Source organism: Pseudomonas sp. FP2338 (assembly GCF_030687515.1).
Classification (GTDB): domain Bacteria; phylum Pseudomonadota; class Gammaproteobacteria; order Pseudomonadales; family Pseudomonadaceae; genus Aquipseudomonas; species Aquipseudomonas salomonii.
Map to the genome: position 1 here is coordinate 1862455 of NZ_CP117436.1, position 11698 is coordinate 1874152.

General features: G+C 61.6%; 9 protein-coding genes. 5 read left to right on the forward strand and 4 right to left on the reverse strand.

Features of this window, described 5'->3' with window-relative positions; translation table 11 throughout:
- Positions 1-186: 186 nt before the first annotated feature.
- The 4 genes from PSH96_RS08515 to PSH96_RS08530 all read right to left on the reverse strand — a co-directional run bounded on the left by PSH96_RS08515 (position 187) and on the right by PSH96_RS08530 (position 3875).
- A complete protein-coding gene (locus tag PSH96_RS08515) occupies positions 187-927 on the reverse strand; it encodes a YciK family oxidoreductase (protein ID WP_138816151.1) in 741 nt (246 codons plus the stop codon).
- A 177-nt stretch (positions 928-1104) separates the two neighbouring features.
- A complete protein-coding gene (gene mupP / locus PSH96_RS08520) occupies positions 1105-1776 on the reverse strand; it encodes an N-acetylmuramic acid 6-phosphate phosphatase MupP (protein ID WP_305458651.1) in 672 nt (223 codons plus the stop codon).
- Between the two features lie 4 nt (positions 1777-1780).
- Positions 1781-2479: a bifunctional 2-polyprenyl-6-hydroxyphenol methylase/3-demethylubiquinol 3-O-methyltransferase UbiG gene (gene ubiG, locus PSH96_RS08525; protein WP_056857231.1), complete on the reverse strand. Its 699-nt coding sequence runs from the start codon at positions 2477-2479 to the stop codon at positions 1781-1783.
- A gap of 64 nt (positions 2480-2543) precedes the next feature.
- The gene (locus PSH96_RS08530) at positions 2544-3875 is read right to left on the reverse strand and encodes a TRZ/ATZ family hydrolase (protein ID WP_305458652.1); all 1332 of its coding nucleotides are present in this window, start codon (positions 3873-3875) and stop codon (positions 2544-2546) included.
- Positions 3876-3984: 109 nt separating this feature from the next.
- Here PSH96_RS08530 and mtnA point away from each other — a divergent pair, with 109 nt between their 5' ends.
- The 5 genes from mtnA to hisC all read left to right on the forward strand — a co-directional run bounded on the left by mtnA (position 3985) and on the right by hisC (position 11691).
- Entirely contained in the window at positions 3985-5055 is a 1071-nt protein-coding gene (gene mtnA, locus PSH96_RS08535; protein ID WP_305458653.1) for an S-methyl-5-thioribose-1-phosphate isomerase, read from the forward strand.
- A gap of 424 nt (positions 5056-5479) precedes the next feature.
- Positions 5480-8143, forward strand: coding sequence for a DNA gyrase subunit A (gene gyrA, locus PSH96_RS08540; protein ID WP_017136106.1), 2664 nt, complete (start codon positions 5480-5482; stop codon positions 8141-8143).
- 246 nt (positions 8144-8389) lie between these two features.
- Positions 8390-9475 (forward strand): 3-phosphoserine/phosphohydroxythreonine transaminase, encoded by a 1086-nt coding sequence (serC, locus tag PSH96_RS08545; protein ID WP_056857640.1) that lies wholly within the window; start codon positions 8390-8392, stop codon positions 9473-9475.
- A complete protein-coding gene (gene pheA / locus PSH96_RS08550) occupies positions 9475-10569 on the forward strand; it encodes a prephenate dehydratase (RefSeq protein ID WP_053132458.1) in 1095 nt (364 codons plus the stop codon). Before serC ends, pheA begins: the two co-directional genes overlap by 1 nt.
- Before the next feature lie 9 nt (positions 10570-10578).
- A complete protein-coding gene (gene hisC, locus PSH96_RS08555; protein WP_305458654.1) occupies positions 10579-11691 on the forward strand; it encodes a histidinol-phosphate transaminase in 1113 nt (370 codons plus the stop codon).
- The last annotated feature ends 7 nt before the right edge of the window (positions 11692-11698 follow it).

Genomic DNA, 11698 nt, shown 5'->3' on the forward strand with positions numbered 1-11698 from the left:
CACCGCTAAAAAATGTGGGAGTGGACTTGTGTGGGAGCTGGCTTGCCTGCGATGGTATCAACTCGGTTGAACAGATAGACCGAGTTGCCCGCATCGCAGGCAAGCCAGCTCCCACACAAGCCAGCTCCCACATGAACCCGATTCCACATTGGGTTCCCTGTTGTTTCAGGTGAACAGTGTCAGGGCTTACTGCGCATCAAACGCCTGCCCATTGATCCCCGCGCTGTCCGGCCCCATCAGGTACAGGTACACCGGCATGATTTCTTCCGGTGCAGGCCTTTCCATTGGGTTTTCCCCCGGGTACGCCTGGGCGCGCATGCTGGTGCGTGTACCGCCCGGGTTGATGCTGTTGGCGCGTACCGATGCCACGTCTTCCAGCTCATCGGCCAGGGTTTGCATCAAACCTTCGGTGGCAAACTTCGACACGCCATAAGCGCCCCAATACGCCCGACCCTTGCGCCCGACGCTGCTGGAGGTGAACACCACCGACGCATCCTGGGACAGCTTGAGCAGTGGCAAGAGTGTGCTGGTCAGCATAAACATCGCGTTGACGTTCACGTGCATCACGCGCATGAAGTTCTCACCGGACAACTGCTCGATCGGCGTGCGTGGGCCGATGATCGAGGCGTTGTGCAGCAGGCCGTCGAGACGACCGAATGCTTTTTCGATCATCGCTGCCAGCTCATCGTATTGATGGGGCAGGGCGGTTTCCAGGTTGAACGGAATTACCACCGGCTGCGGCTGGCCGGCCGCTTCGATCTCGTCATACACCTGAGCCAGGTTGGCTTCGGTCTTGCCCAGCAACAGCACGGTGGCGCCATGGGCGGCATAGGTTTTTGCCGCCGCCGCGCCGATCCCGCGACCGGCACCGGTCACCAGGATCACCCGGTCTTTGAGCAGTTCTGGACGTGCGGAGTAATCAAACATAAAAAACCTCGACAGAATTCAAGCTGATACAGGCCTTGAAGTGGAATCCATTTCATGTGGGAGCTGGCTTGCCTGCGATGGCGGAGTATCAGTCACCGCAAGTGCTAGCTGGCAGACCGCTATCGCAGGCAAGCCAGCTCCCACAGTGATCTCAGTGCTAGTGGGTATCTCGAACAATCAGCAACTGCACAGCGCGTTATCCAGCACCTTGCGCAGTTCCAGCGGGTGGTCCACCACCACGTCGGCGCCCCAGTTGCGTGGGTTGTCGTCCGGGTGGATGTAGCCGAAGGTGACCGCAGCGGTGCGAGTGCCGGCGTCGCGGCCAGACTCGATATCGCGCAGGTCATCGCCCACGAACAGCACGCTGGCCGGGTCCAGGTCGAGCATCTTGCACGCCAGGATCAGCGGCTCGGGGTCGGGCTTGCTGTTCTTCACGTGGTCCGGGCAGATCAGTAGCGCCGAACGCTCGGCCAGGCCCAGTTGCTGCATGATCGGCTCGGCAAAACGCAGCGGCTTATTGGTGACCACGCCCCACACCAGGTGGGACTTCTCGATGTCCTGCAGCAGTTCTTCCATGCCGTCGAACAGCTTGCTGTGGATTGCGCAGCCCTTGAGATAGCGCTCCAGGAACTCCAGGCGCAACTCTTCAAAGCCAGGGGATTCGGGGTCCATCGAGAAGGTCACGGCGACCATCGCCCGCGCACCGCCGGAAATTTCATCGCGGATATGCTGTGGGTTGATCGGCTCCAGGCCTCGATCGGCGCGCATGGCCTGGCAGATCGCGATAAAGTCCGGCGCGGTGTCCAGCAAGGTGCCGTCCATGTCGAAGAGAACTGCTCGCAACTTCACAGGCTTACTCCTCGCGCAGGGTCTGGATCATGTAGTTGACGTCAACGTCGCTTGCCAGCTTGTAGTGCTTGGTCAGCGGGTTGTAGGTCAGGCCGATGATGTCCTTGACGGTCAGCCCGGCCTGACGGCTCCAGGCGCCCAGCTCGCTTGGGCGGATGAATTTCTTGAAGTCGTGGGTGCCGCGCGGCAGCAACTTCATGATGTATTCGGCGCCGATGATCGCGAACAGGTAGGCCTTGGGGTTGCGGTTGATGGTGGAGAAGAACACCTGGCCGCCGGGCTTGACCATACGGAAGCACGCGCGGATCACCGAAGACGGGTCTGGCACGTGCTCGAGCATCTCAAGGCAAGTGACCACGTCGAACTGCTCGGGCATCTCTTCGGCCAGGGCTTCGGCGGTGATCTGGCGGTATTCGACGCTCACGCCGGATTCCAACTGGTGCAGTTGGGCCACGGCCAGCGGCGCTTCGCCCATGTCGATGCCCATCACGGTAGCGCCGCGCTGGGCCATGGCTTCGCTGAGGATGCCGCCGCCGCAACCGACGTCCAGCACCTTCTTGCCTGCCAGGCTGACGCGCTCGTCAATCCAGTTGACGCGCAATGGGTTGATGTCGTGCAGCGGTTTGAACTCGCTTTCGCGGTCCCACCAGCGGTGGGCCAGGGCTTCAAACTTGGCGATTTCGGCGTGGTCGACGTTGCTCATGGTGAATCCTCTAAATCTGATAAATCGGTTATTCAGTCTTGAACGGCGGGGTTCAAGACCTTCGTTATTCGCTGTGCCCGCTGATCCGTTGGCCCCAGGCGATGGCCGTGGCGGTCAACTGTTGTTCATCCATGCGGGTCAATCGCCGGTCGTCGAGCAACTGCTTGCCGGCGACCCAAAGGTGTTTCACACACTCGCGCCCGGTGGCATATATAAGCGTTGAGACCGGGTCGTAGATCGGTTGTTGCGCCAGCCCCGAAAGATCAAAGGCGACGATATCCGCCGCCTTGCCGACTTCCAGCGAGCCAATCTCGCTGTCCCGGCCCATGGCACGTGCCCCATTGAGCGTAGCCATGCGCAGGGCGCGATGGGCGTCCAGGGCGGTGGCCGAGCCGGCGACGGCTTTGGCCAGCATCGCCGCCGTGCGGGTTTCGCCCAGCAGGTCGAGGTCATTGTTGCTGGCCGCGCCGTCGGTGCCGATGGCCACGTTCACGCCAGCCTGCCACAGACGCTCCACCGGGCAAAAGCCGCTGGCCAGTTTCAGGTTCGATTCCGGGCAATGGATGACGCTGGTGTTGCTTTCTACCAGCAAAGCCAGGTCATCCTCGCTGATTTGGGTCATATGAACGGCCTGGAAGCGTGGGCCGAGCAGGCCCAGACGGCCCAGGCGCGCCAGCGGGCGTTCGCCGGTCTTGTCCACGGCTTGTTGCACTTCGAAGGCGGTTTCGTGCACATGCATATGGATGGCGGCGTCCAGCTCCTCGGCGATCACCCGGATCTTTTCCAGGTTGGCGTCGCTCACGGTGTAGGGCGCGTGAGGGCCGAAGGTGATCTTGATGCGCGGGTGGTGCTTGAGGTCGCCGAACAGCTCCACGCCCTGACGGATCGCCTCATCGGCGCTGCTGGCGCCGGGAATCGGGAAGTCGAGGATCGGCAGCGCGATCTGCGCGCGCATGCCGCTGTTGTGTACGCAGTCGCTGGCGACCTTGGGGTAGAAGTACATGTCCGAGAAGCAGGTGATGCCGCCCTTGAGCTGCTCGGCGATGGCCAGGTCGGTGCCGTCGCGCACGAAGGCTTCATCGACCCATTTGGCTTCGGCGGGCCAGATGTGTTTTTCCAGCCAGGTCATCAGCGGCAGATCGTCGGCCAGGCCGCGAAACAGGCTCATCGCCGCGTGGCCGTGGGCGTTGATCAAGCCGGGGCTGAGCAGCATGCCCGGCAGCTCGCGAACCTCGCTGGCCGCAAGCTTCAAGGCCGCCGCCCGTGGCCCGATAAACGCAATGCGCCCGTCACGGATGCCCAGGCCGTGCTCCTTGAGCACCACGCCAGCGGGTTCGACAGGTACCAGCCAGGTTGGCAGCAGCAATAAGTCGAGCGGGGCGGCAGTGGAGGTCATCGCAGGCTTCTTCCCAGGCAGCTATAAAAGAAGGGCGAAGTATACCCGAGCGTCTTGGCTGGCGGATCGCTATAATCGGCGGCTTTTGTTCATGAGTGCGGGGTAAGGGATGCGCGACCGACTGTTAGCTGCAGAGAAAGTGAAGGCCATCGATTGGCGTGATGGCGCACTGCACCTGCTCGATCAGCGTGCCTTGCCCTCGCGGGAAACCTGGGTTGCCTGCACTACGGTGGCTGAAGTCGCCCAGGCCATTCGCAACATGACTGTGCGCGGCGCGCCGGCCATCGGCATCAGTGCCGCCTACGGCCTGGTGCTGGCCGCCCGTGAGCGGATCGCCGAGGGCGGTGACTGGCGGGCAGCGTGGGAAGAAGACTACGCCTTGCTGGCCGATAGCCGTCCGACCGCCGCGAACCTGTTCTGGGCCTTGAAGCGCATGCGTGACCGCCTCGATCGGGTCAAAAAGCACGCAGACCCCTTGGCGGTGCTGGAAGCCGAAGCCATTGCGATCCACGAAAGCGACCGCGAAGCCAACCTGGTCATGGCCCAATTGGGCCTGGAGCGCATTCGCAAGCACCAGGGCAACGCCCAGGCGATCCTTACCCATGGCAATGCGGGCGCCCTGGCCACCGGCGGTGTGGGCACCGCCCTTGGGGTGATCCGCGCCGCGTTCTTGGAGGGTTTGGTCGAGCATGTCTATGTCAATGAAACCCGCCCCTGGCTGCAAGGTTCGCGGCTGACGGCCTGGGAGTTGGCGGGCGAGGGTATCCCGGCCACGGTGAATGCCGACTCGGCGGGCGCGCATATCCTCAAGACCAAAGGCGTGACCTGGGTTGTGGTCGGCGCCGACTGCATTGCGGCCAATGGTGATGTGATCGGCCCGATCGGCACTTATCAATTGGCGGTGTGTGCCATGCACCATGGCGTGCGTTTTATGGTGGTGGCGCCCAGTTCGACCCTCGATTTGATGATGGCCACCGGTGATGATGTCAGCCTGGAAGAGCGTGATGCGGCGGAGTTGCTGGAGGTGGGCGGCCAGCGGCTGGAAGTTGCGGCGTTTAATCCGGTCTTCGATGTGACGCCGGCGGACCTCATTGATGTGATCGTGACCGAAAAAGGCATCGTCGAACGGCCTGATACCGCCAAGCTGGCCAAGTTGATGTGCCGTAAGCGCCTGCATTGAGGGCTTTGGTGGCTGTGGGATGGCTATCGCAGGCAAGCCAGCTCCCACCTTTGTTTTGTGAATACAGTCGACATGTGGGAGCGGGCTTGCCCGCGATTGGCCCTGTAAGTCAATAAAACCCTTGGATCCAGCCTCAAAAAACATCACACACCCCGCTCTGAGCCTCTCTCGTCCCCCTCAAGCCTGTCATCCGTCAAATTACTAGCCTCCATGCGCATCAGGGGGATAGGTGCGTGGCGGCGATTGTGATAACATCCGGCGGTTTCCAGGGCCGCCCCGAGGGGTTGCCCATAACGTGCAGATCCGTGTCATAACTCGTTGATTTGTCGTAAGTCGTTGTCAGGCACTCTGCCAGCAACGGCGAGCTTCGTTCGTCCCATATGGATGTGACGAGGTTTCACCCGAAAAAGGAATCAGGCTTCTCATGGGCGAACTGGCCAAAGAAATCCTCCCGGTCAATATCGAAGACGAGCTGAAACAGTCCTACCTCGACTACGCGATGAGCGTAATTGTCGGGCGGGCACTGCCTGATGCGCGCGATGGCTTGAAGCCCGTGCACCGGCGTGTGCTGTTCGCGATGAGCGAGCTGGGTAACGACTGGAACAAGCCGTACAAGAAATCTGCCCGTGTTGTCGGTGACGTGATCGGTAAGTATCACCCTCACGGCGACACTGCGGTGTACGACACCATCGTTCGGATGGCCCAGCCGTTTTCCCTGCGCTACCTGCTGGTAGACGGCCAGGGCAACTTCGGTTCGGTCGACGGCGACAACGCTGCGGCCATGCGATACACCGAAGTGCGCATGACCAAGCTGGCGCACGAGCTGCTGGCCGACCTGCACAAAGAAACCGTGGACTGGGTGCCGAACTACGACGGCACCGAAATGATCCCGGCCGTCATGCCGACCCGTATTCCCAACCTGCTGGTCAACGGCTCCAGCGGTATCGCCGTGGGCATGGCCACCAATATCCCGCCGCACAACCTCGGTGAAGTCATCGACGGTTGCCTGGCCCTCATCGACAACCCTGAGCTGACCGTCGATGAGCTGATGCAATACATCCCCGGTCCGGACTTCCCGACCGCCGCGATCATCAACGGTCGTGCCGGCATCATCGAAGCCTACCGCACCGGCCGTGGCCGCATTTATATGCGTGCCCGCTCGATGATCGAAGACATCGACAAGGTCGGTGGCCGCCAGCAGATCGTTATCACCGAACTGCCTTACCAGCTGAACAAGGCGCGTCTGATCGAGAAGATCGCCGAGCTGGTTAAAGAGAAGAAGCTGGAAGGCATCACCGAACTGCGCGACGAGTCCGACAAAGACGGTATGCGCGTGGTGATCGAGCTGCGTCGTGGCGAAGTGCCTGAGGTGATCCTCAACAACCTCTACGCCCAGACCCAGCTGCAAAGCGTGTTTGGTATCAACGTGGTGGCCCTGATCGACGGCCGCCCGCGCATCCTGAACCTCAAGGACCTGCTCGAAGCCTTCGTGCGTCACCGCCGCGAAGTGGTCACCCGCCGCACCGTGTTCGAACTGCGCAAGGCTCGCGAGCGCGGCCACATCCTGGAAGGCCAGGCGGTAGCGCTGTCGAACATCGACCCGGTGATCGCACTGATCAAGGCTTCGCCGACGCCGTCGGAAGCCAAGGAAGCGCTGATCAAGATGCCGTGGGAATCCAGCGCCGTCGTGGCGATGGTTGAACGTGCCGGTGCCGATTCGTGCCGTCCGGAAACCCTGGACCCGCAATACGGCCTGCGCGACGGCAAGTATTTCCTGTCGCCGGAACAGGCCCAGGCCATTCTGGAACTGCGTTTGCACCGTCTGACCGGCCTGGAACACGAGAAACTGCTGGCCGAGTACCAGGAGATTCTCAACCAGATCGGCGAGCTGATCCGCATCCTCAACAGCGCCGTGCGCCTGATGGAAGTGATCCGCGAAGAACTGGAAGTGATCCGCGCCGAATACGGCGACGTGCGCCGCACCGAAATCCTCGATGCGCGCCTCGACCTGACCCTGGGTGACATGATCCCGGAAGAAGAGCGTGTGGTGACCATCTCCCACGGTGGCTACGCCAAGACCCAGCCGTTGGCTGCGTACCAGGCACAGCGTCGTGGCGGTAAAGGCAAATCGGCTACCGGCGTGAAGGATGAGGACTACATCGCTCACCTGCTGGTTGCCAACAGCCACACCACGCTGCTGCTGTTCTCCAGCAAAGGCAAGGTGTACTGGCTCAAAACCTACGAAATCCCGGAAGCCTCCCGCGCTGCCCGTGGTCGTCCGCTGGTCAACCTGCTGCCGCTGGACAGTGATGAATACATCACCACCATGTTGCCGGTCGAGGAATACACCGAAGGTCACTTCATCTTCATGGCCACCGCCAAAGGCACCGTGAAGAAGACCCCGCTGGAATCCTTCAGCCGTCAGCGCAGCGTGGGCCTGATCGCCCTGGAGCTGGACGAAGGCGACGTACTGATCTCTGCGGCCATCACCGACGGCGAGCGTGAAGTCATGCTGTTCTCCGACGGCGGCAAAGTGACACGCTTCAAGGAATCCGACGTTCGCGCCATGGGCCGTACCGCCCGCGGTGTGCGCGGCATGCGTCTGCCGGAAGGGCAGAAGCTGATTTCGATGCTGATCCCGGAAGAAGGCAGCCAGATCCTCACCGCTTCGGCGCGTGGTTATGGCAAGCGCACCGCCATCAGCGAGTTCCCGGAGTACAAGCGTGGCGGCCAGGGCGTGATCGCCATGGTCAGCAACGACCGCAACGGCCGTCTGGTCGGCGCGGTGCAGGTGCTTGATGGTGAGGAGATCATGCTGATTTCCGACCAGGGCACCCTGGTGCGTACCCGTGTGGCTGAAGTTTCGAGCCTGGGCCGTAACACCCAGGGCGTGACGCTGATCAAGCTGGCCAGCGACGAAACGCTGGTAGGCCTGGAGCGCGTTCAGGAGCCATCGGAAGTCGAAGGCGAAGAGCTGGAAGGCGAAGACGGTGCGGTATTCGATGGCGAGGTGATCGCAACCGGCGATGACAACGTCGACGAGCCAACCCTCGATGCTGCCGCAGACGAAGAAGAACCGCAGGAATAAGCGGACACACAGGGGGCGGATGAAGATTCGCCCCCTTGTTGTTTGTGTCCCCTTTGAAATACAGGTCTTTGGTCTGGCTTCGATCCCTGTGGGAGCTGGCTTGCCTGCGATAGCATCACCGCGGTATCACTGCAACTACCGCGGTGCCTGTATCGCAGGCAAGCCAGCTCCCACAAGGGCTCGCTCCAGCGCAAGGCCGTTGCCGAACATGATTGCAGCCCCAACCAGATCAGAGTGAGATTGGATGTGAGCAAGAGAGCCTATAACTTCTGTGCCGGTCCCGCGGCGCTTCCTGAAGCAGTCCTGCAGCGTGCGCAGGGTGAACTCCTCGACTGGCATGGAAAAGGCCTCTCCGTGATGGAAATGAGCCATCGCAGCGATGAGTTCGTGTCCATCGCCACCAAGGCCGAGCAGGATCTGCGCGACTTGCTGGGCATCCCATCCAACTACAAAGTGCTGTTCCTGCAAGGCGGCGCGAGCCAGCAGTTCGCGCAGATTCCGCTTAACCTGTTGCCCGAAGACGGCACTGCCGACTATATCGACACCGGTATCTGGGGCCAGAAGGCGATTGAAGAGGCTTCGCGCTACGGTCACGTCAACGTGGCAGGCACCGCCAAGCCTTACGACTACTTCGCCATTCCCGGTCAGAACGAGTGGAAGCTGTCAAAAGACGCGGCCTACGTGCACTACGTTGCCAACGAAACCATCGGCGGCCTGGAGTTTGACTGGGTGCCGGAAGTGGGCGACGTGCCGTTGGTGTGCGACATGTCTTCGGACATCCTGTCGCGCCCGATCGATGTGTCCAAATACGGCATGATCTACGCCGGTGCGCAAAAGAACATCGGCCCGAGCGGCATCCTGGTCAACATCATCCGCGAAGACCTGCTGGGTCGTGCGCGTTCGCTGTGCCCGACCATGCTCAACTACAAGGTCGCGGCCGATAATGGCTCGATGTACAACACCCCGCCGGCGTTCGCCTGGTACCTTTCCGGCCTGGTGTTCGAGTGGCTGAAAGAGCAGGGCGGTGTCGCCGCCATGGGCAAGCTCAACGAAGAGAAGAAGCGCACCCTGTACGACTTCATCGACGCCAGCGGCTTGTACAGCAACCCGATCAACCTCACCGACCGCTCGTGGATGAACGTACCGTTCCGCCTGGCCGATGACCGCCTGGATAAGCCATTCCTGGCCGGTGCCGACGCACGTGGCCTGCTGAACCTCAAGGGCCACCGTTCGGTCGGTGGTATGCGCGCCTCCATCTACAACGCTGTCGACATCCACGCGATCAACGCGCTGGTTGCCTACATGGCAGAGTTCGAAAAGGAACACGGCTAATGTCTGAGCAAGAACTCAAGGCCCTGCGTGTACGCATCGACAGTCTGGACGAGAAAGTCCTGGAGCTGATCAGTGAACGTGCGCGCTGCGCCCAGGAAGTCGCCCGCGTGAAGATGGCGTCCCTGGCTGAAGGCGAAGTGCCGGTGTTCTACCGGCCTGAGCGCGAAGCCCAGGTGCTCAAGCGCGTGATGGAACGCAACAAGGGCCCGTTGGGCAACGAAGAGATGGCGCGGTTGTTCCGTGAAATCATGTCGTCGTGCCTGGCGCTGGAGCAGCCGCTGAAAGTGGCGTACCTCGGCCCGGAAGGCACCTTCACCCAAGCCGCGGCCATGAAGCATTTCGGCCACGCGGTGATCAGCAAGCCGATGGCGGCCATCGACGAAGTGTTCCGCGAAGTGGCGGCCGGTGCGGTGAACTTTGGCGTGGTGCCGGTGGAAAACTCCACCGAAGGCGCGGTCAACCACACGCTGGACAGCTTCCTTGAGCACGACATGGTGATCTGCGGCGAAGTCGAACTGCGCATTCACCACCACCTGCTGGTGGGCGAGAGCACCAAGACCGACAGCATCAGCCGTATCTACTCCCACGCCCAATCCCTGGCCCAGTGCCGCAAGTGGCTGGACGCGCATTACCCGAATGTCGAGCGCGTGGCGGTGTCCAGCAACGCCGAAGCGGCCAAGCGAGTCAAGGGTGAGTGGAACTCGGCGGCCATTGCCGGTGACATGGCTGCGGGGCTGTACGGCCTGACGCGCCTGGCCGAAAAAATCGAAGACCGCCCGGATAACTCCACGCGCTTTTTGATGATCGGCAGCCAGGAAGTACCGCCCACCGGCGACGACAAGACCTCGATCATCGTCTCCATGAGCAACAAGCCCGGCGCGCTGCATGAGTTGCTGGTGCCGTTCCACGATAACGGGATTGACCTGACGCGAATCGAAACTCGCCCTTCGCGCAGCGGTAAATGGACGTATGTGTTCTTTATCGACTTCATCGGCCACCACCGCGACCCGCTGGTTAAAGGTGTGCTGGAGAAAATCAGTCAGGAAGCCGTGGCACTCAAGGTGCTGGGCTCTTACCCGAAAGCGGTTTTGTGAGGCTTTAACATGAGTGGCAACTTCCTCGCCCTGGCTCAGCCGGGCGTGCAACAACTGTCGCCTTACGTTCCAGGCAAGCCTGTGGACGAGCTGGCGCGTGAGTTGAACCTGGACCCGTCGAAGATCGTAAAGCTGGCCAGTAACGAAAACCCGCTGGGCCCAAGCCCAAAAGTGTTGGCGGCGATTCATGCAGAATTGACTGAGCTGACCCGCTACCCGGACGGCAATGGCTTCGCCCTCAAGTCGCTGCTGGCCGAGAACTGCCGCGTTGAACTGAACCAGGTCACCCTGGGCAACGGTTCCAATGACATTCTTGAGCTGGTCGGCCGTGCGTACCTGGCCCCAGGCCTGAATGCGGTGTTCAGTGAGCACGCGTTCGCCGTCTACCCGATCGTAACCCAGGCCGTGGGCGCTGATGCCCGCGTCATTCCTGCCAAGGATTGGGGCCACGACCTGCCGGCCATGCTGGCGGCCATCGATGCGCAAACCCGCGTGGTGTTTATCGCCAACCCGAACAACCCGACCGGCACCTGGTTCGACGCTCAGGCGCTGAACGACTTCCTGCAGGACGTGCCCGAGCACGTGCTGGTGGTGCTGGACGAGGCCTACATCGAGTACGCCGAAGGCAGCGACCTGCCGGATGGCCTGGATTTCCTGGCGGCTTACCCGAACCTGCTGGTGTCACGCACCTTCTCCAAGGCTTACGGCCTGGCGTCGCTGCGCGTGGGTTACGGCTTGTCCACTGCCGTGGTTGCCGATGTGCTCAACCGTGTGCGCCAGCCGTTCAACGTCAACAGCCTGGCGTTGGCGGCGGCCTGTGCGGCGGTCAAGGATGCCGAGTACCTGGAAGAAGGTCGTCGCATCAACGAAAGCGGCATGCAGCAGCTGCAGGAAGGTTTCCGTGAGCTGGGCCTGGGCTGGATTCCTTCCAAGGGCAACTTCATTTGTGTTGACCTCGGCCAAGTCGCCGCGCCGGTGTTCCAGGGCCTGCTGCGTGAGGGTGTGATCGTGCGCCCGGTGGCCAACTATGGCATGCCGAACCACCTGCGTATCACCATTGGCTTGCCGGCTGAAAACAGCCGCTTCCTGGAGGCGTTGGCCAAGGTTCTGGCTCGTGGTTGATGTCACT

Excerpts from the sequence above, each read along its gene's own strand:
- pheA (WP_053132458.1), top strand. The coding sequence starts at position 9,475 with ATGTCTGAGCAAGAACTCAAGGCCCTGCGTGTACGCATCGACAGTCTG.
- ubiG (WP_056857231.1), bottom strand. The coding sequence starts at position 2,479 with ATGAGCAACGTCGACCACGCCGAAATCGCCAAGTTTGAAGCCCTGGCC.
- mtnA (WP_305458653.1), top strand. The coding sequence starts at position 3,985 with ATGCGCGACCGACTGTTAGCTGCAGAGAAAGTGAAGGCCATCGATTGG.
- PSH96_RS08515 (WP_138816151.1), bottom strand. The coding sequence starts at position 927 with ATGTTTGATTACTCCGCACGTCCAGAACTGCTCAAAGACCGGGTGATC.
- gyrA (WP_017136106.1), top strand. The coding sequence starts at position 5,480 with ATGGGCGAACTGGCCAAAGAAATCCTCCCGGTCAATATCGAAGACGAG.
- hisC (WP_305458654.1), top strand. The coding sequence starts at position 10,579 with ATGAGTGGCAACTTCCTCGCCCTGGCTCAGCCGGGCGTGCAACAACTG.
- PSH96_RS08530 (WP_305458652.1), bottom strand. The coding sequence starts at position 3,875 with ATGACCTCCACTGCCGCCCCGCTCGACTTATTGCTGCTGCCAACCTGG.